The organism is Actinomadura sp. 3N407 (assembly GCF_052245875.1).
Classification (GTDB): Bacteria; Actinomycetota; Actinomycetes; order Streptosporangiales; family Streptosporangiaceae; genus Spirillospora.
Genome location: NZ_JBQQBP010000024.1, coordinates 36,639 through 55,779 on the forward strand (window position 1 = coordinate 36,639; position 19,141 = coordinate 55,779).

Annotated in this window: 20 protein-coding genes; 8 read left to right on the forward strand and 12 right to left on the reverse strand. The window is 71.1% G+C overall.

Annotation, left to right across the window (positions count from 1 at the left end):
• Nucleotides 1–139: 139 nt before the first annotated feature.
• From ACTWPP_RS39005 to ACTWPP_RS39015, 3 genes are all read right to left on the reverse strand, one after another.
• On the reverse strand, nt 140–1,120 hold the full coding sequence (locus tag ACTWPP_RS39005) for an NAD(P)-dependent alcohol dehydrogenase (protein ID WP_443109478.1): 981 nt from the start codon (nt 1,118–1,120) through the stop codon (nt 140–142).
• Nucleotides 1,121–1,423: 303 nt separating this feature from the next.
• On the reverse strand, nt 1,424–2,140 hold the full coding sequence (locus ACTWPP_RS39010; protein ID WP_443109479.1) for a TetR/AcrR family transcriptional regulator C-terminal domain-containing protein: 717 nt from the start codon (nt 2,138–2,140) through the stop codon (nt 1,424–1,426).
• A gap of 285 nt (nt 2,141–2,425) precedes the next feature.
• A complete protein-coding gene (locus ACTWPP_RS39015; RefSeq protein WP_443109480.1) occupies nt 2,426–2,758 on the reverse strand; it encodes a MarR family winged helix-turn-helix transcriptional regulator in 333 nt (110 codons plus the stop codon).
• An 80-nt stretch (nt 2,759–2,838) separates the two neighbouring features.
• Between ACTWPP_RS39015 and ACTWPP_RS39020 the strand changes: the two genes are divergently transcribed.
• Both ACTWPP_RS39020 and ACTWPP_RS39025 read left to right on the forward strand, forming a co-directional pair.
• Nucleotides 2,839–3,069 (forward strand): hypothetical protein, encoded by a 231-nt coding sequence (locus ACTWPP_RS39020; protein WP_443109481.1) that lies wholly within the window; start codon nt 2,839–2,841, stop codon nt 3,067–3,069.
• Nucleotides 3,070–3,075: 6 nt separating this feature from the next.
• Entirely contained in the window at nt 3,076–3,333 is a 258-nt protein-coding gene (locus tag ACTWPP_RS39025; protein ID WP_443109482.1) for a hypothetical protein, read from the forward strand.
• A gap of 137 nt (nt 3,334–3,470) precedes the next feature.
• Here the strand turns inward: ACTWPP_RS39025 and ACTWPP_RS39030 are convergent, their stop codons facing one another.
• Entirely contained in the window at nt 3,471–4,058 is a 588-nt protein-coding gene (locus ACTWPP_RS39030) for a TetR/AcrR family transcriptional regulator (protein ID WP_443109483.1), read from the reverse strand.
• A 150-nt stretch (nt 4,059–4,208) separates the two neighbouring features.
• Here ACTWPP_RS39030 and ACTWPP_RS39035 point away from each other — a divergent pair, with 150 nt between their 5' ends.
• From ACTWPP_RS39035 to ACTWPP_RS39055, 5 genes are all read left to right on the forward strand, one after another.
• Nucleotides 4,209–5,228: an aldo/keto reductase gene (locus ACTWPP_RS39035; protein WP_443109484.1), complete on the forward strand. Its 1,020-nt coding sequence runs from the start codon at nt 4,209–4,211 to the stop codon at nt 5,226–5,228.
• A 180-nt stretch (nt 5,229–5,408) separates the two neighbouring features.
• Nucleotides 5,409–6,056 carry an LLM class flavin-dependent oxidoreductase gene (locus tag ACTWPP_RS39040; RefSeq protein WP_443109485.1) on the forward strand — a complete coding sequence of 216 codons (648 nt, stop codon included), beginning with the start codon at nt 5,409–5,411 and terminating at the stop codon, nt 6,054–6,056.
• A gap of 118 nt (nt 6,057–6,174) precedes the next feature.
• A complete protein-coding gene (locus ACTWPP_RS39045; protein WP_443109486.1) occupies nt 6,175–6,897 on the forward strand; it encodes a class I SAM-dependent DNA methyltransferase in 723 nt (240 codons plus the stop codon).
• A 224-nt stretch (nt 6,898–7,121) separates the two neighbouring features.
• Nucleotides 7,122–7,295, forward strand: coding sequence for a VWA domain-containing protein (locus tag ACTWPP_RS39050; RefSeq protein ID WP_443109533.1), 174 nt, complete (start codon nt 7,122–7,124; stop codon nt 7,293–7,295).
• 128 nt (nt 7,296–7,423) lie between these two features.
• Nucleotides 7,424–8,869, forward strand: coding sequence for an arylsulfotransferase family protein (locus ACTWPP_RS39055; RefSeq protein WP_443109487.1), 1,446 nt, complete (start codon nt 7,424–7,426; stop codon nt 8,867–8,869).
• Between the two features lie 34 nt (nt 8,870–8,903).
• On the opposite strand, the gene ACTWPP_RS39060 is transcribed toward ACTWPP_RS39055, so the two are convergent.
• The 5 genes from ACTWPP_RS39060 to ACTWPP_RS39080 form a co-directional block, all read right to left on the reverse strand.
• Nucleotides 8,904–9,308 carry an RNA-binding S4 domain-containing protein gene (locus ACTWPP_RS39060; RefSeq protein ID WP_443109488.1) on the reverse strand — a complete coding sequence of 135 codons (405 nt, stop codon included), beginning with the start codon at nt 9,306–9,308 and terminating at the stop codon, nt 8,904–8,906.
• Between the two features lie 13 nt (nt 9,309–9,321).
• A complete protein-coding gene (locus tag ACTWPP_RS39065) occupies nt 9,322–10,293 on the reverse strand; it encodes a 1-acyl-sn-glycerol-3-phosphate acyltransferase (RefSeq protein ID WP_443109489.1) in 972 nt (323 codons plus the stop codon).
• A gap of 1 nt (nt 10,294) precedes the next feature.
• Nucleotides 10,295–11,131, reverse strand: a complete 837-nt coding sequence (locus tag ACTWPP_RS39070) for a patatin-like phospholipase family protein (RefSeq protein WP_443109490.1) — start codon at nt 11,129–11,131, stop codon at nt 10,295–10,297.
• A 127-nt stretch (nt 11,132–11,258) separates the two neighbouring features.
• Nucleotides 11,259–13,205, reverse strand: coding sequence for a glycoside hydrolase family 3 protein (locus ACTWPP_RS39075; RefSeq protein ID WP_443109491.1), 1,947 nt, complete (start codon nt 13,203–13,205; stop codon nt 11,259–11,261).
• 457 nt (nt 13,206–13,662) lie between these two features.
• Complete coding sequence (locus tag ACTWPP_RS39080) at nt 13,663–14,655, reverse strand: PRC and DUF2382 domain-containing protein (RefSeq protein WP_443109492.1); 993 nt, start codon at nt 14,653–14,655, stop codon at nt 13,663–13,665.
• A gap of 380 nt (nt 14,656–15,035) precedes the next feature.
• On the opposite strand from ACTWPP_RS39080, the gene ACTWPP_RS39085 reads away from it, so the two are divergent.
• Nucleotides 15,036–16,025, forward strand: coding sequence for a matrixin family metalloprotease (locus ACTWPP_RS39085; RefSeq protein ID WP_443109493.1), 990 nt, complete (start codon nt 15,036–15,038; stop codon nt 16,023–16,025).
• A 48-nt stretch (nt 16,026–16,073) separates the two neighbouring features.
• On the opposite strand, the gene ACTWPP_RS39090 is transcribed toward ACTWPP_RS39085, so the two are convergent.
• From ACTWPP_RS39090 to ACTWPP_RS39100, 3 genes are all read right to left on the reverse strand, one after another.
• Complete coding sequence (locus ACTWPP_RS39090) at nt 16,074–16,646, reverse strand: sortase (protein ID WP_443109494.1); 573 nt, start codon at nt 16,644–16,646, stop codon at nt 16,074–16,076.
• Nucleotides 16,647–16,776: 130 nt separating this feature from the next.
• Entirely contained in the window at nt 16,777–17,913 is a 1,137-nt protein-coding gene (locus ACTWPP_RS39095; protein ID WP_443109495.1) for a chaplin family protein, read from the reverse strand.
• A gap of 212 nt (nt 17,914–18,125) precedes the next feature.
• Nucleotides 18,126–18,977, reverse strand: coding sequence for a hypothetical protein (locus ACTWPP_RS39100; protein WP_443109496.1), 852 nt, complete (start codon nt 18,975–18,977; stop codon nt 18,126–18,128).
• Nucleotides 18,978–19,141: the final 164 nt, after the last annotated feature.

A 19,141-nucleotide genomic window follows, 5' to 3' on the forward strand; every position in this document is an offset into this window, starting at 1 on the left:
CGCCTACGCTGAGGCCATGCCCGACGACAATCCGATCTACCAAGTGGGTGGGAAATCGTTTGTCTTCTTCCGCAATCCGCGGCCGGATGCGGTCGAGGTCGCGTACTACCCGCTGAGGTCGACGGGCAGGGCGCGACGATCAGAACGTGATGGCGACCTTGCCTCGGGCGTGGCCTTGCTCGATATAGCGCAGCGCCTCGGGGATCTCGGTGAACGGGTAGGTCCGGTCGATGACGGGTGCGATCTGTTCCTTCTCCATGAGCTCGGCCAGGAACCGCAGGTCCGTGGAGTTGGGCTTCCAGCTGACGGCGACGATGCGCTGGCTTACGAAGGGGGAGGCCAGGGCCCCGCGGAGTATCTGCGCTGCGGGGCCGAGCAGGCCGCCGCGGGGCGAGGCGATGCCGCCCACGATCACGAGCGTCCCACGGGAGGTCAGGGGGCGCCGCAGTCCCGCCAGCGACCGGTCGCCCACGATGTCCATGAGCAGGTCGTATCGCCCCTCCCGTCCGGTGAAGTCCTCGCGGGTGTAGTCCACGACGTCGTCCGCGCCCAGGGAGCCGACCAGTTCGACGTTGCGGGTGCTGCACACGCCGGTGACCTCGGCTCCGAACGTCTTGGCGAGCTGGACGGCGAACGTGCCGATGCCGCCGGAGGCCCCGTTGACCAGGACCCGCTGCCCGGCGGAGATCCTCCCTGAGTCCCGCAGCCCCTGCAGCGCGGTCTGCGCGGCCATCGACACCGACGCCGCCTGCTCGAAGGTGAGGCGGGCGGGCTTGGCGGCGAGCCGGTCGTGCGGGACGGCGACGGTCTCGGCGAACGAACCCAGCCGGACCTCCCCGAACACTTCGTCGCCGGGATGCAGTCCGGTCACCTCGTCGCCCACCCGCTCGACCACGCCGGCCAGGTCGGCGCCGAGGATCCGGCCCGGTTTCGGCCGTCGCAGGCCGTTGCTGAGCCGTACCAGCTTCGGGTCGGCGCGCACGTGGCGCCAGTCGTAGGGGTTGACCGACGCCGCCCGCACCCGTACGAGCACTTCGTCCCGGGCGATGCCGGGTTCGTCGACGTCCTTGAGGGTCAGCACGTCGGGCGGACCGTAGCGGTCCCAGCTCCAGGCTTTCATGGCCTCTTCCTTTCGGTGGGTGTTCACACCCCGGGTGGGACAGGGGTCGGTCAGGACGGCCCGTACGGCTCAGATCTCAGTTCCGGTTCCTGCGTGCGTTCGCCGGACTCGGGCCCGGTATGACCGGTTGCGCTGGTGTTCACATGCGGCTCCCGGTCGCTCCAGCCGTCGTACGCAGTAAGGCTATCGTACGTCGTAAGGTAATCGTACGCCGTAAGGGAGTCAAGGGTTGCAGCGGAAACGGGCGCGGCCTTGACCGGAAGTGACGGGACGTCCGGTGCGCTCAGTCGTATCCGGAAGGGGTCACGAAGCGGCGGCGCGGCGCCGTTCCAGCCCTTCGAGGATCAGGTCGAGCGCGAACTCGAACTCGAACTGGTCGTCGCAGAAGCCCAGGGTGCCGTCCGGATCGTCGTGGACGGCGTCCGCGAGCATCCCCACGATGTTCGGGTACCGGTCGGCCATCTGCTCCATCATCGCGGCGGCCTCGGCGTCCGCGGTCTGGGCTCCGTCGGGCTGGAACAACTCCTGGGTGAACCCGAGGGCGCGGCTGCCCAGGACGTGCAGCGCACGGTGGGCCAGATCGAAGGAGAACCCGCCGGCCCGGAGGATGGCGACGACGTTGTCGTAGTACGCGATGACGACCGGGCTCGTGGTGGTGCGGGTTTCGAGTACCTGCGGGGCCCAGCGGTGGCGCAGGAAGACCTCCCGGGCGGCGAGGATCCGCGCGCGCAGCGCCGCCTGCCAGTCCTCTTCCGGGGACGGAGCCTCGACCTCGTCCACCGCCGCCATGATCTCCCCCAGGATCACCTCGACGACGCCGTCGAAGACGGCCTCCTTGTTGGCGACGTGGTGGTACAGCGACATCGCCTCGACCCCGACCTCCTGCGCGAGCCGGCGCATGGTGAGCGAGTCGAGACCGTCACGGTCGGCCAGCCCCACGGCCGCCCGCAGCACCCGCCTCCGGCTCAGCGGAATACGGGGTTCCTCGGTCAACTCGTCGGCGTCGGTTCGTGGGGTCATGGATCTTCCTCCCGGCGCACTCTACCCGTACACGGTAAGTCTGCCCGGTGATCCGGCTGGTTCTCGCTCACGGCGCTGACGGGCGGGTATTCGGTCGTTTCGTGGGCGGGCCGAGTGCGGCGGAAGCCACCCGTCCAGCATCGGGAGCGCTGGACGGGCGGCAGGCATGGAGGCGGGCGGGAATCAGTCCGCCGGCATAGGTATGCCTTCATGCGGGTTCTCCAGCGGTGGGAACGGGTTCGGCGACCGCGGTGCCGTCGGCGACCTCCGCGGGGTGGTTCCGGGTCAGGACGAACAGCGCCACGGCAAGGCCCAGCGCCGCGAAGACGGCGGCTCGGCCTCGACCTCGGCCACCGCCGCGTCGCCGATGGGTTTCAGGGACCGGGCGCGGTCGGTCAGCCGTACGAGCCGGGCCCGGGCGTCGGTGGGGTCGGGGGTGCGTTCCACGTATCCGGCGCGTTCGAGCTGGTCGACGAGATAGCCGGCGGTCTGCTTGGTCACCTGGGCGGCCTCGGCGAGCTCGCTGAGCCGGGAGCCGCCGTCGTCGACACGCTGCAGGAGCCTGCCCTGGGCGAGGGTGATGTCGTCGTGCCCCGCCGCGGCCAGCGCGGCGAACACCCGGTTCTCCACTGGAGGCTGCCCGCGTCTCCGCCGAGCACATCTGGCGGAGAGGCTTTCCCTTCCACCCCGACCGGCGGTTGCGCGGCTTCCGGCTGACCGCCACCGACGTGTCCTGGGCGGCCGGGGAGGGCACCGACATCCGGGCCCCCATCGCCACCCTGCTGCTCGTGCTGACCGGCCGGTACACCGTCCTGCAGGGTCTCACCGGCCCGGGCGCCGCCGACCTCGTCGCCCGCTCCCCGGCCGGGCCCGGTCCGCTCATCGGGCTCCGCCGCCGGGCGGCGCGCTCATCGTCCACGACGCGTTGATCGACGATGACCCCAAGGCCGACTTCGAATCACCCATGCCGGCGCACGATCCTGGTCGGCATCGCCGTCCTGCGCTCCGGTCACTGGGCCGGGTGGCACCGCCTGGTGCCGCTGGGCATCGGCGTGTACCCGTTCCTCTTCATGATCCCCTTCGCGGCGACCAGCCCGGAACCGCCGCTGTTCGCCATCGCGGGCTGGGGCGTCCTATGGGCGCTGCTCGGTGTCGCGCTGCGCAAGGAGAGCGACCAGGCGGTCCTCGAGTAGGTCCGATCGGATGGAGCTCCGCCGGGGGGTGGTCCGCACGCGGCCCGGCCCCCCTTCGTCCGCGGCTTCGGTACTTCGTTCCGTTTGCGTACGGGGTGGCGGCGCGACGGACGTGAGGGGCCTGTGGGTGACACTCCCTACTGGCGGCGCAGGCCCGTGATGACGAGTTCGACCATGCGACGCGCGTCGTAGCGGGGGTCGTTGTCCGCACCGATGCAGAGATTGCCGACGGCGCGCAGCAGTTCGTAGGCGTCCGTGTCGGGGCGGATCTCGCCCGCCTCGGCGGCGGCGTCGAGCAGCTGGGCGCACACGGGGACGAGGCGGTCGAGGAAGTAGGCGTGCAGGGTCTCGAAGGCGGCATCGTCGGACCGCAGCGCCTCGGCGAGACCGTGCTTGGTGACCAGGAAGTCGACGAAGAGGTTGATCCACCGGGCCAGGGCGGCGTGCGGCGTGCTGCTGTTCGCCAGCAGTGTCGGGCCGGCCTCAGCGCATGCCTCGACCTGGTGCCGGTAGACGGCGACGATGAGATCGGCCCGCGTCGGGAAGTGGCGGTAGATCGTGCCGACGCCGACGCCGGCCTTCGCGGCGATGTCGCGCACGGGCGCATCGACGCCGGAAGAGACGAAGGCCGCGGCGGCCGCGTCCAGCAGTGTCTGCTCGTTGCGCCGGGCGTCGGCGCGTTTCCGCGGGGCTGACGACCCTGATCCGCCACCGGTGTCCACCACTGCGCCACTACCTCCGTCACTCCACTTGGCAAACGGAACCATGTTCCGTATGGTTGATTTAACGGAACAAGGTTCCGCTTGTTCAGGATGCCAGAACAGGCGAGCCGAAGCCAGCCACGTAGTCGCTTCCCCTCTTAGGGAGGAACACTCATGCAGTACCGCACCTTGGGCCGCACTGGTGTGCAGGTCAGCACCCTTGTGCTCGGCGCGATGAACTTCGGTGGTCTGGGACGTACCACCCAGGACGAGGTCACCGCCATGGTCGACACCGCCATGGACGAGGGGATCAACTTCATCGACACCGCCGATATGTACGGCCAGGGTGAGTCAGAGGAGATGGTCGGCAAGGCCATCGCCGGCCGCCGCGACGACCTCGTCCTGGCCACGAAGGCGGGCATGCCGATGGGGGACGAACGCAACCACCAGGGCAGTTCGCGCCGCTGGCTGGTCACCGAGTTGGACAACAGCCTGCGCCGCCTGGGCGTCGACCATGTTGATCTCTACCAGATCCACCGGTGGGACCCGAGGACCGGCGACGAGGAAACGCTGTCGGCTCTGACCGACCTGCAGCGCGCGGGAAAGATCCGCTACTTCGGCTCCTCGACGTTCCCCGCGTACCGCATCGTGCAGGCCGAATGGGCGGCCCGGGAGAACCACCTGAGCCGTTACGTCACCGAGCAGCCCAGCTACTCGATCCTGCAGCGCGGGATCGAGACCCACGTCCTGCCCGTGACCGAGGAGTACGGGCTCGGTGTGCTGGCGTGGAGTCCGCTGGCCTCGGGCTGGCTGTCGGGCGCCGTCCGCGAGGGCAGGGAGATCGCCACCAGCCGCTCGGCACTCATGCCGCAACGCTTCGACACCGCCATCCCCTCCAACCGGGCCAGGCTCGATGCCGTCGAGCGGCTGGCCACGGTCGCCGACGAGGCCGGTCTGACGATGATCCAGCTGGCGCTCGGTTTCGTGACCGCACACCCGGCCGTGACGAGCGCGATCATCGGCCCCCGCACCATGGACCACCTGCACTCCCAGCTCGCCGCCGCGGACACCGTGCTCCCCGCCGACGTGCTCGACGCCATCGACGCGATCGTCGCTCCGGGTGTCGACCTCGCCCCGCACGAGAAGTTCGACACGCCGCCCGCCCTGCTCGACGCGGCGCTGCGACGTCGCTGACCGCTCGTCCCGTCAGCGATCAGGAGGCAGGCGGGCGGCAGCGCCCCCTGCCGCCTGATCCGTCCCAAAGGCAGCTTCGAAGACTCAAAGGCCCTGCCGCTCCCGAACTGGAGCGTGTCCCACCCGTGTTGAAAGGACCGACCGCCCACGCCGCACACACCCCGGCCTCGTTTCGGGATCATGACCGCCCCGTCGCAGGTCGACTACCACGACGTCCTGCGAGTCTGGCGCGAGGCGGACACGATCCCGGAGATCGAGCACGCGTGGCTGTTCGATCACCTCATGCCGATCGGCGGCGACCCGAGCGGACCGACCCACGAAGGCTGGACGATGCTCTCGGCCCTCGCCGCACAGACCCGGCGACTGCGCCTCGGCCTGCTCGTGACCAGCAACCGCTTCCGGCCGCCCGCGATGCTGGCCAAGATCGCCGCCACCGTCGACATCGTCTCCGGCGGACGGCTCGACTTCGGTATCGGCGCAGGCTCCCGCCCCTGCCCGCCGATCCTCATCGGCGGACGGTCGGCCCCGGTGCTGCGCGTGGTCGCCGAGCACGCCGACCTGTGGAACATCCCCGGCGGGGACATCGACGACGCCATCCGCCGCAGCGCACTGCTGGACCGCTACTGCGCCGAGATCGGCCGAGACCCCGCCTCGGTCACCCGCTCGATCCACCTGCTGGTCTCCTACGACCAGCCCAGCATGACGCTGGACGCAATCGGGGAGGCAATCGACGCCGGCTTCCAGCACATCGTCCTCGGACTACCGGACCCGTACCCCGGCAACGTCGCACAGTGGGTCACCGACGAACTCATCACCCCCTCGGCCTAGCACCGCATCGGTGGGTGACCCTCGGGTTTCGAGCAGGATCGGCACAACCAGCAACCGAACCGAGCATCGCGATCTCGGAACTGACGGCCCGCCCGGCATCCAGAAGTACCCTTGGCGCGTGTTCTCGACTCAAGGCCCGTCTCTGCGTGAACTGGCGATCCAGGCGCTGTCCTCGGTCGAGCGCGGCTACGACCTCCTCGCACCCAAATTCGACCACACGCCTTTCCGCACCCCCGACAGCGTCCTCGACGCAACCGCCGACACACTGCGCCCGCTCGGACCGTTCCGCCACGGACTGGACGTGTGCTGCGGCACCGGCGCGGGCATGCGGGTCCTCCAACCCCTATGTCAAGAACGCGCCACAGGCGTCGACTTCAGCACCGGCATGCTCACCCAAGCACGCACCACACACCCGGACGCCGACTGGGTACGGGCCGACGTCCGGGCCCTGCCCTTCACCGAGGCCTTCGACCTCGCGGTCACCTTCGGAGCCCTCGGACACTTCCTGCCCGCCGAACGACCCGCCCTGTTCGCCGGGGTGTACCGCGCGCTGCGACCCGGCGGACTCTTCGCCTTCCCGATCGGCGCGCCCCCACCCGTCACCTCGGGCTGGTACTGGACGCTGCTCGGATTCGACCTTGCCATGCGGGCCCGCAACGCCGTGTGGCGTCCCCCGTTCGTCATGTACTACCGCACCTGCCCGCTGCACGCGGTCCGCAACGACCTCACAGCAGCCGGATTCACCGTGACGACAACCCCCTTGACCGCCCTAGGACGACGCCAGGACGGCAGCCCGCGCTACCGACTCATCCTCGCGCGCAAAGCCGGCACACCCACCTGACGCGCACGCCGTCCGGACTGCACCTGATCGCGGTCTCAGCCGGGGGCACTGGGGGAGGTCGGGCCGTCGCCGGTTCGATCCAGCCATTCGGCCAGCAGGGCATCAGGCCCGATCGAACAGTCAGACCATCCTTGAATACGTTTCGTGGTCGTTAATGCCGAGGACGTGGTCGTGGCTGCTCTGTCAGGGGCCTGTGCATTGATCGGTGCCGTAGAGGCAAGTTCCTGCGCAAGCTCGACGACCTCCCCGTGCCGCGCAAGCGCGCGATCGACAACGCCGCGTTCTTCCCGGCCGGGGCCGACCCGCGCGCCATCGCCGACAGCGACCTCTACGACTCTCTGATGGACGAGTTCCCGTCCTGGCTCGTCACCGCCCGAGCGGCCGGAATTCTTTCCTGACGCGGTCAGGCGGGCGAGGGGCGGTGTCGGGGTCTTCTCCGGGCGGAGGCAGCGGCACGCCGGTGGCTCGTGAACGTCTCCTACGGCGCGCTAACGAAGTTCTTACATGCACCGGGTAGAAAGGCCGCATGAGCTTCACACGTCGCGGCTTTTTCATGTCCGGCCTGGTCGGTGGGGCCGCCCTACTCAGCGGTGCCGGGGCCGGCGGTCGCGGCGCCGCGGAACCCGGGACGGACGCGGGCGGCTACGTCACGCTGCCGGGTGTGCGGCCGCCGGGGCTGAAGGCGCGGCGTCTCGGCCGGACGGCGCCCGGCCTGCTGTTCCTCGGGCCGTTCCGGGGGAAGGACGCCGCCGACGCCCTCATCGTGGACGACCGGGGCGAGCCGGTCTGGATCCACCGGTCGGACCGGCTCGTCACCGATCTGAGGGTGCAGACCTATGAGGGTGAGCCGGTGCTCACCTACTGGGAGGGCGAGCGCAGACCGGGCGGGCACGGGGTGGGGGTCGGCGTCGTCCTCGGGCGGGACTACCGGCGGGTCGCCGAGGTGCACGCCGGGAACGGCGTCCGGGGGGACCTGCACGAGTTCCTGCTCACCGAGCGCGGCACGGCGCTGTTCATCGCCTACCCGGAGGTCACCGCCGACATGCGCCCGATCGGCGGTCCCCGCGACGGCCGTGTTCTCGACAACCGGGTCCAGGAGATCGACGTGAAGACGGGCGAGGTGCTGCTCGACTGGAGCGCCCTCGACCATCTGGACATCGGCGAGACGCTCACCCCGCTGGCGGACAACGCCGACGGCAGCGCGGGCAAGCCGTTCGACCCGATTCACCTCAACTCCGTCCAGGACGACGGGGAGACGCTGCTGCTGTCGGCGCGCAACTCGTGCGCTCTCTACTCCCTCGACCGGAACACGGGCGCCGTGCGCTGGCGGATGGGCGGCAACCGCAGCGACTTCACGGTCCCCGAGGACGCGGCGTTCGCCTGGCAGCACGACGCGAGGCGGCAGCCGGACGGGACGATCTCGCTGTTCGACAACCACATCGCCAAGGTGGGCGACGGCCCTTCGCGGGGGCTCGTCCTGGAGGTCGACGAGACGGCCCGCAAGGTGACGCTCGTCAGCGAGTTCGGCGACGGCAAGACCTTCGGGCTGTACATGGGGAACATGCAGATGCTGCCGGGCGGGAACGCGCTCGTCGGATGGGGCTCGACGTCCGCGATGACGGAGTTCACCGCCGGGGGAAGGCCCGTCCTGGAGATCACGGGTGTCGGTGACGGCTCGTACCGCGCCTACCGTGCCGCCTGGTCGGCGCGGCCCGCGGCGGGCCCCGCCGTGGCGGTGGCGCCGGTGGGCGGCGACCGGATGCGCGTCCATGTGAGTTGGAACGGCGCCACCGACGTGGTCGCGTGGAGGTTCCGGACGGGGCCGGACCCGTCGCGGCTGGCGGTGGCGGGGACCGTGCGGCGGACCGGCTTCGAGACCGCCGCCACGCTGCGGAGGTCCCAGATCGTCGTCGCGGAGGGACTCGCGGCTGACGGGTCGTCCCTCGGCCGTTCCGCGCCCCGGACGGTCTGAGGGCCGCGCGGCCGGTCTGCAGCCGGCCGGGCGGTCAGTCCGATTTGGGCGGGTTGTTGAGGGTGCGGTAGCGGTCCAGGACGCGTTCCAGCTCGCGCCGGTCGCGTTTGGTGGGACGCCCCGCTCCGCGTTCGCGGCGGCCGACGGGGATGAGCGCCTCGCGCGGCGGCGGGGGCGGGCTCTTGTCGATGAGGCATTCGGCGGCGGCGGGCGCCCCGACCCGCTTGCGGATGATCTTCTGTACGACGACGATCCGTTCCCGCCCGTCGTGGCGGAGCCGGATCTCGTCACCGGGCCTCACCGCGGTGGACGGCTTGGCGCGCTCGTCGTTCACGCGGACGTGCCCCGCGCGGCAGGCGGTGGTCGCCATCGAGCGGGTCTTCAGCAGGCGCACGGACCAGAGCCACAGATCGACCCGCACCGTTCCCTCGTCGCCCATGTGTTCCATGATGTCACTTCGGCTCGGGTGCCCGGTTGGCGGTGATCCAGGCGTCGGCGCGTTCCCACTGCGTGTACAGCCAGTCGGTGCGGGCGTCGCGGTCGCCGGGGACGTCCTCGGCGGGGATCCGCCACCAGTGGGCGTGGACGACGCCGGTGAGCGGGACGCGCCGCCAGATGTCGCCGGCGGTGGTCATGTCGTCGAGCCCGATGTGGGCGACGAACACGACGTCGGCGGACGGGGCGGCTTCGAGGGCGGCCAGGACCCCGCCGGGGCGCGGCGGCATCAGGTTCGGCATGCGGCTCGCGCGTTCCGCCTCGTCCGCGCGGCGGAGCCGGGTCAGCCGCCGGATCGCGCGCTGCCGGCGTTCCGGGGTGAAGTTGCCGCCCTCGGGGAAGATCATGAGGGCGTCGCGGGGCCCGAGGCCGGTGGCGAGGCAGCTGATGTCGTCGATGGCGCGGCCTCCGGGTGAGACGAACACGTTCGGCATGCGGTTCGCCGCGATGTCGACGCAGGGGTCGAGCTGGAGCTGCGACTTCATGACCACGCGGGGCCGCCGCCGGTAGTCGGTGAGCAGGTGGTGGACGAGCAGGAGCGCGTCGCCCGGTCCCGCGTGCCGGCTGAGGACGATCAGCGGGCGGTCGCCGCCCGTCCCGGTTTCGGCGTCGCCCTCGATCCGCACGCGGAGGCCGAGGCGCCGCTCCGCCACCGCGTACAGGGCGGCGACGTAGCGGCGGATGATGTCGTAGTGCCGGTCGTCATGGGCGCGGCGCCGGCACCACAGCCATCCGCATTCCAGGACGGCGACCGACTCCCGCGTCCCCCACGTCAGCGCGAACCACAGCAGCCGGGCGGCGCGCCCCCGGTCGCGGCCGAGGACGAACGCCACCGGGTAGGCGACCGGGAACACCACGATGATCAGGAGGGTGAGGGCGAACAGCAGCGGGGTGAGGAGGAGACGGCGCACGAAGGGAGGTGGAAGCATCTCACGCTCGTTCTTTGAGGTATCCCAAGGATGCCTGGTAGGCCCGCTCGATGTGGGCCCGGATTCCCGACATGTTCCGGTACCGCATCTGGGCGAGGTCGATCCCGGCCTTCTGCGCTCCGCCGCCCGCGGGGAGGACGTGCACGTCCAGGCCGTCCGGCAGGCTCGCCATCTCCTCGAAGAAGCGGTGCCGCCGCGCGATCTCGAACGCGACCATGCCGACCTCCCACGGCCGGCGCGGCGGCGTCAGGTCGCGCTCGATGCGCCCGACGTGCAGGACGTAGATGGTGGTGGCGCCGAGCATGGCGGCGCGGCCGACCGGGATGCTGTCCACGAGCCCGCCGTCGAAGTAGTGCCGGTCGCCGATCCGGACGGGCGGGAGCAGTCCCGGCGCGGCGGACGAGGCCAGCATCGCCGGGATGAGCGGCCCGCCGGTGAACCAGTGCGCCATCGCCGTCTCGATTCCCGCGGCGACGCACTGGAACGGGACGGCCATCTCCTCGAACGTCCGGACGGGCAGCAGTTCGTCCAGCATGCGGCGCAGCTGCTCGTTCGAGTGCAGGTGGGTACCGGAGCGGGCGAGCGTCCACAGCCGCGCCCAGACCCGGGCGCCGAACACGTCGCGGACGGAGTCCTCCGCCCACAGGCCGGTGAGCCGCTCGACCGCCGTGGCCGGTTCGGCGGCGACGAACGCGCCGTTCAGCGCGCCGATCGACGTCCCCACGACGACGTCGGGCCGGACGCCGTGCTCCTGCAGCGCCCGCAGCATGCCGACCTCGTGCGCGCCGAGCACACCGCCGCCCCCGAGCACGAACGCGACCCGCGGCTTCGGATCCACACGCCCTCCTTCGGATGCTGAGGGCAGCCTCTCCAGCGAGACCGTCGGTAAACGGCGTGAACCCGGAGGGATCGGGCCGGCCGCCCGGGGTGGTGGACGGCCGGCCCGTCAGCGGGATGGGCGTGACTCAGTGGTGGTGGCCTCGGCGGGTCCGCAGGCCGTAGCCGTAGGGGAACAGCGGGTCGTAGTTCCGGTCGCCGATGTTGACGGGCTCCTGGTCCTCGCTGCGGGGCCAGCTCACCGGGAGGCGGCCCTTGAACGGACGCTTGCCGAACAGGACGTCGGAGACGCCCGCGCCCTCACTGCCGGGCAGCCAGGACATGACGAACGCGTCCATCTTCGGCAGCCGGTCGGTGACGATCTGCGGCCGGCCCGCGACGTCGAGGACGACGCAGGTCTCGATCGCGCCGCACACCTTGTCGATGTTGGCCTTGTCGGCGTCGGACAGGTTCAGCGTGTGCCCGTTGCCGACGTCGCCGACGCCCTCGGCGTACGGGGTCTCGCCGACCACGACGATGCCGACGTCACTGCCCGACATCGGCGCCGAGGCGTCCTCGCTGTAGGTGACGTTCCCGGAGTTCTGCTCGATGCCCTCCAGGATCGTCGTGCCGGGGATGATGTCGCCGGACTCCCCCTGCCACGTGACCGTCCAGCCGCCGGCCTGGTTGCCGATGTCGTCGGCGTTGGTGCCCGCGACGTAGATCTCCTCGTTGCGCCTCAGCGGCAGCGCGCGGCCGGAGTTCTTCAGCAGGACCTGCGACTCGGCGACGGCACGGCGGGCGACCGCGCGGTGCGCCGGCGAGCCGATCGTCCCGGCGTACCTGCGGTCGGTGTAGGGCTTCTCGAACAGGCCGAGTTCGAACTTGGCCTTCAGGATGCGGCTGACGGCGTCGTCGACGCGCGACTCCTTCACGCGTCCCGCGCGGACCTCGGCGAGCAGCGTCTCGATGAACTGCGGGGCGCTGTAGGGCTCCATGAACATGTCGACGCCGGCGTTGACGGACGTCCGGACCTGGGTGGCGTAGTCGCCGGGGATCTGCTGGATGGCCGCCCAGTCGCTGATGAGGAAGCCGTCGAAGCCGATCTTGTTCTTCAGGACGTCGGTCAGCAGTTCCTTGTGCGCGTGCATCTTGACGGGGTTGCCGACGCCGTCCTCCTTCCAGTCCACGCTGGAGAACGACGGCATGATGCTGCCGACGTCGTGCCTCTTCACGGCCGTGACGTACGGCGCCACGTTGACCTTCGCGAACGTCCGGCGGTCGGTGACCGTGACGCCCTGGTCGATGGTGTAGTCGCCGGTGGTGGAGGAGCCGAACACCGTGTCGCCGTCACCGGCGTAGTGCTTGGCCGTCGCCAGGACGTGCCTGGGGCTCTTCAGGTCCCGTTCGTGGCGGCCCTGGAAACCCTCGATGCCGGTCTCCATCTCGATGACCAGCCTCGGGTCCTCGCCGTAGGCCTCGTAGGCACGGCCCCAGCGCAGGTCGCGGACGACGCAGACGCATGGCCCGAAGACCCACTGCGGGCCGGTCGCCCTGGTCTCCTTGGCCGTGATCTCCTGCTGCCGTCGGACCAGGCCGGGGTTGCGGGTCGCGCCCATCCCGATGTTGTGCGGGAACACGGTCGCGCCGACGAGGTTGTTGTGGCCGTGCACGGAGTCGATCCCGTACAGCAGCGGGATCTTCAGCCGGGTGGCGAGCGCCTTCGACTGGTAGGCGTCCACCATGTCGGCCCAGCCCTCGGGCGTGTTGTCGGCGGGCACCGAACCGCCGCCCGACAGGACGGAACCGAGCGCCAGTTCCGTGATCTGGTCGCGGTCTCCGTCGATGGCGCCGCGTTCGGCCTGCGTCATCTGGCCGACCTTCTCCTCCAAGGTCATGCGGTCGAGCAGGTCGTCGACCCGCTTGGAGACGGGGAGCCGCGGGTTCAGGTAGGCCGCGTCGGCCGGGGCGGCCTGGGGAGCGGCGGCCAGCGCTGGTTGCGCCGCGACGGCCGACGGGAGGGCGGCGATGGTCGCGATCGCGACCAGTGACCGCCCGATCCGGGGGCTGATGACGCGTCTGTGGGGGTGTCGCAAGTCGTCCCTCCTGGGTCGCTTCGTGGACGCCGCGCGGCCCGGCGGACCGCGCGCCGGGGCCCGGGGTCATGGCTCGCCCGGACGGCCATGACCCCTGCGCCGGTGACGTCGTCACCCAGGAACCTCTACCGCTCCCGCTTATCTGTCAAGAAACCTAATTAATGATGTCCGCAGCCGTGGAAGACCCTGAAACACAGGGTTGACGGTGATCGACTCCACACGTCCCGTCACGTCCCCGGACGGCGCTGGTCAGACGGGTGGAGATCATCCCGGCCCCGCCGGGGGCGCCCGCCGGGCGCCCCGCGTGCGGCCGGGCGGCGGCCCCATCCGGCACCATGGCCACACCCGGCCGCGCTTCCGGCACCCTCGGCGCGGGGCGCCGGGCGCCCGGCCGGTCGGCGGGTGAGCGACCGGCCGGGCGCGTCGTCCTCCGGTGCGCCTCCGGTGCGGCGAGAGGCTACTTGGGCAGGTCGCCGCGCTCGCCGCGGCCGGTCTCCCGCCCGGTCCCGCTCTCCTCGTCGCGCGTGACCTCGATGCGCTCCTTGCGGAGTTCGCCGCGGACCGTCTGCTCGTCCTGCACCTGCTCGGTGCGGACCCGGATGCGCTCGACCGGGACGGTCTCCTTCGCCACGACCGGGCGCTCCTCGTAGAGGATGATCTCCTGGTCGTCCTCGGAGAGCGACACGTCCGCGCTCGGCTCGCCGCCCGTGATCGGCTCGCGGTCGATCTTGATCTCCTCGTGAGAGACGGGGATCGTGCGCTCGACCGTCTCGGTCTCGACCCACTTGTGCACCCGGACGCGGCCCGACTCGTGCCGTTCGGTGCCGATGCGCATCTGCTCCTCCGACCGGGTGATCTCGGTCATCGGGGCCTCCGCGCCCTCGCGCGCCGACTGCGGCGGCATGGTCTGCCGTTCCCGCTTGCCCTTCTCGGGGCGGACGGCCATCCCGGCGGCGCCCGCGGTGCCGGCCACGCCCGCCGCACCGACCTTGCCCTGCGTGCCGGCCGCGCCCTCGGTGCCGGACGTGTCGGACGTGCCGGCGGCGGCCTTGCCCTCGGTGCCGGTGAAGCGGCGTTCACCCGTCGTCCCCTCCTGGGTGCCCGTCTCGCCCGTACGGCGGCCGCCCGGCGGACGCACACCGTAATGCCGGTAAAGGTCCACGATCTGGGCATGCGACAGGTGCTCGTCCGCGTCCACGTTCGGAGCGCCCTTGATGGTCTCCTTGTCGTACGGAACCTGCAGCACGTCCTGGCTCTTGCGCGCCCCGGACAGGGGGACGAAGCTCTCTCGCATCCCGAACCATCCGGTGTGCACGGTCACCCACTCCGGAGTCCCGGAGTCATCGTTGAGGTAAACCTGCTTGATCGTGCCGACCTTCGTGCCGTTGGTGTCGGTCACGCTCATGCCCATCAGTTCCCGCACCTGTGTCTGCGCCTGCACGTTGAACACCTCTGCTTCCGTGAACGCTGCCGGACGGCGGGGGATCGGGGGGAGGAGGTGGTGCCCGCCACTCGGTAGCGGTGGATCTCGGTCGGACACCGGCGGCACCGGAGTCCTTGGTCTGTTGATCCCGAGTTGCCGGATTACTTGCTGCATTTCCGAATAGGCCGTCGATAAACTCGTTTACGCGATTGTGGTAAATGATTTACCGAAGACTTACTTCCACCTCCCGGCGGCACGTCCGGCATTTTCGGTGGCAAATACCCATTGCCCCCTATTTGCGGACGACACAATGCCCATGATGGTGATCATTTTAGAAAGCGGCGGTTTCCCTTTCCGTGGACCGCGAAACACTGCGAAAGGACGTTCCCACACATCGGAGAAACGCTATGCACCGATTCTCACGCGCGTGCCGGCCGGCCGCGGTGGCGGCGGCGGTGACCGCCGCCCTCGCGTGCACGGTGACGGCCGGGACCGCCCTGGCGGCCGGGCGTCCTCCCGCCTGGTGCAAGCCCGGCGGCACCCTGTCCGCCCACGCGATGCCGCAGCGGGTCGAGATCGCCGACTGCGACCTGCGCGGCCGCACCGTCCGCGGCGCGAACGGGCTCACCGCGACCGTCCCGGCCGACGGGACCTCGCTGGTCGCGCACGCGCTGCGCACCACCGGCGGCGCCGAACTGCGCATCGAGGTCGACGACCGCGCGGGCGAGATCACCATCACCGCGCGGGGCGGGCGGATCCCCGAGGGCAGGCCGCGCGGATCCCGTGCGCCGCTGGATCCCTGCGAGGACGGCGTGCACCGCCTCGAACCCAGCAAGTGGCCGAAGGGCGCCACCGTCCAGTGGCGCTACCACCCGGGGACGAGCGGGCTGCCCATGACCGGCATCACCCGGGGCATCTCCAACATGGTCGATGCCCGGACCGACTGCGACGACGACGGGCGGTTCACGCCACCGCCGGACATCGGCCGGCACTACGCGGGACGATCGGACGGCGCCCCGAACATCACCGCGGAGGCCGCCTGCGGGAACCGGAACCGGGTCAACACGTTCGGCTGGCTGGCCATGACCGGCGCAGAGGTCGACGTCCTCGCGGCGACCTGCATCTGGTTCCGGGGCGAGACGACGGTCGAGACCGACATGGCTCTGCAGGAGCAGGGGAAGAAGTGGTGGTCGGGCGGCACGTGCCCGTCCGGGAGCTACTCGGCCGAGGCGGTCGCGACGCATGAGGCGGGACATGTCCTCGGCCTCGCTCACGTCGAGGGGGCCGACCACGCCGGCCTCACGATGGCGCCGTCGATCGCGTCATGCGACAACGGCCCCGCCACCCTCGGCAAGGGCGACTACGACGGGCTCATCGCCCTCTACGGCGGACGCTGAGCGGCGGCGGTCGGCGCACCGTCCAGCGTCCGGCCATGACGATCGGGGTCAGCGGATGCGCTTCTTGTGGTGAAGCGTGCCGATGACGACGAGGCGGAGCCGGTCCGACCCCTTCGGGGTGCAGGTGATCAGCGTGACGTACTCGCCGTCGGGCGCGCTGCGCCGCTTGAAGGGCACCGGCTCCAGGACACTCCGGTTCCTCGGCTTGATGACGTGCATGCTCCGCGCCTTGTAGACATAGGACGTCCTGCCGACCCGCAGGACGATCCGGTCGCCGCGCCGCATCATGTCGAGCTTGTTGAACGGGCGGAGATGGGTCGTCCGGTGGCCGAGCAGCACCGTGTTGCCCTCCTGTCCCGGCAGGGCCGTCCCCGGGTAGTGCCCGACCGCACGCCGCAGCACCGAGCCGCCGACCCCCTCACTGACCTTGGCCTTCAAGCCCATCCGCTTGATCCGGATGCGTGCGATCACCGCGCCCTTCCTCGGCCCGGCGGGAGCGGCGGACACGGCCGCCGTCTCCGCCCGCGCCCGCGTCTCCGCCTGTGCCTGCGGGACGCCGAGGACCGGCAGACCGCAGCACGCGGCCAGCGCCGCGGCGGCGAGGGACTTGCGATCGAGCATGGTGCGCCTCCATCGATCTGGGTTCCGCTGACGGGAAGGTTCCGCTGACGGGAAAGGGGGCGGCACGTCTGCCGCCCCCCTCGCCTCAGCTCATCGGCCGCGAATCGTCACCCGCGCCGATTCGGTGCCGTCAGGAGTTCAGGACCGGGGAGCCGACCTTGACCGGCAGCCCCCCGTCCATCGGCAGCTTCGGGCCGATGTGGCCCGGCTTGACGTCCACCCCCGGCACCGTCGACGGCGCGGACCGCTTGAGCGAGTCCACGAATCCCTGCACGGCGGGCAGGCCCTCCGCGCTCCGGTAGCCGCTGGCCGGCCGCGCCATGCGGTAGCCGCTCGCCCGCATCGTCGACGGCAGCTTCTTCTTCCCGGCGGCGGGCCTGTCCTTGGACGGCTTGTAGACCTTGTGCTTCTTCTTCGGCGGCGTCCGCAGGGTGGGCGGCAGCTTGTCGTGCCCGTCCCCGACCGACGCGCCGCCCTTGCACTGCGCCTGCGCCAGGCCCAGGACCGCGACCGCGTTGCCGCACACGTTCACCGGCGCACTGATCGGCGCGTACACCTGGTTGCCGCCCAGGATGCTGAAGTTGCCGGAGGTCCTCATCTGCGGGTCGCGGCCGCCGCCGCGCTCGACGGACGCGCCGCCCTTGCACTGCGCCCGCGCGGCCCCGAGCACCGCGACGGAGTTGCCGCACACGTTCACCGGGACGCTGATCGGCGCGTACACCTGGTTCCCGCCCAGGATGCTGAAGTTGCCGGAGGTCTGCATGCCCCCGCCGCCGTTGCCGCCCCAGCCGCCGTCGTCGCCCCACCCGGAGGTCCGGTAGCCGTGACCCGACTCGTGGTGGGAGTCCTTCCCGCCGGACGAGACGATGGCGCCGCCCTTGCACTGGGCCTTGCTGAGCCCGATGATCGCGATGGCGTTTCCGCAGACGTCCACCGGGATGCTGATCGGCGCCTTGACCTGGTTGCCGCCGCCGACCGAGAAGTTGCCGGAGGTCTGCATGCCGTCGCCGCCGCCGTGCCGGGCGCCCTCGACCGTGGCCCCGCCCATCGACTGGGCCTGGGACGCCCCGAGCAGGGCGGCGGCGTTGCCGCTCGCCTCGATCGGGATGGAGATCGGGATCTGCACCTGGTTGCCGCCCAGCACGCTGAAGTTGCCGGACGTGGTGTCGGCGCTCGCGACCGCGCCGGAGCCGAAGGCGGCTCCGACTGCGACGGCGCCCGCGGCCACCAGGGCGGCGCGGCCGGTGTTCCTTGCCCACATGCGCATTGGTGTTGCTCCTGTCCTGTTTCGCGATTCGGTGAATCGGTGGTGGTCGCTGCGCGGCACCGTCCGGGTGAGCGCAGCCGGCAGCGGCCGGCGAGGCCGTTGCCGATCGAGGAAAGTCCGATGGAAGTGATCACTCGGGTGATCGGGGGCGGGCGGCGCGCCTCATCGCGCGCGGGCCGCCGGGGCCGGCCGCTACGGCCGGCCGGGGATCCCTAGTCCGGGACGACGGACGGGCCGCCGGGCGCGGACAGGTCGGTCAGCGCCGTGCGGTGGAACGTGCGGGTCTCCGCGGCGGGCGGCGCCGCCGGATACCGGCCGCCGCGAAGGTCGGCGACGGGCGAGAACGGATGACCGCCGTTGCCGCCGCTCCGCGGGCTGTCCTGCCCCGACGGCAGGACGGGCCCGGGACCGTGCTGGTCCCCCTGGCACCCGTGGCAGTGGCGCTGCTCCCGGTCTCCCGCGAAGGGACCGGGCGCGTGCGGCGAATGACCGCTCCGGGCGGCCGTGCCGGCGCCGGACGCCGCCTCGTCACTCGCCTGTGCCTCGTCGTCCGCCGCCGGCTGCTCCTGGGCGCTTGACAGCAGCCCCTGGTCCAGGCCGGGTCGCGAGTCCGCGATGTCATGGACGAGACCGTCCACGATGGGCGCGTCCGTCCGGACGGCGGGCAGCCGCACGCGCGGGACGCCGGCCGCGTCGGCCAGCTCTCTCACCTGGCGGACGGTCCGGTCCTTGCGCTCGAACACGTCATGCCGCCGCGCCCGGAGGAACCGGACGGGGTGATCCCCGATCTCCTGCACATGCTCCGGCACACCGCGGAGGTCGTCGTCCCACGAGCCGACATGCCGCAACGGACGGCCGCCGAGCTCCTGCACGCGCTGCGGTATGCGCTCCGGTACGCCGGAGGCGTCGCGTCCCCGCGACTCGGAGTCGTGGAGTGCGGGGGCGGCGTTCCGGGTGGTGTCGTCCGGGCGCACAGGCTGCTGTGCCGCGGACGCGGATTCGCTCAGCGCGGAGAGGGCGAGCCAGCCCGCGAACGCGAATCCGGCGATGGCGATCAGGCGCACGAGAACCGGGACGAGGGCACACCGCGGCCGACCCTGGGGGCGTATCGCCCCACGCTGGATCGGTGCGGGCTGCATTGCCGGTCCTCTCCTCGCATTGACGTCCGGTACTTGTTCGGTGGCACGAACGTAGCACCGTGGAACGCGCAATCAAGGAGCCATTGTTT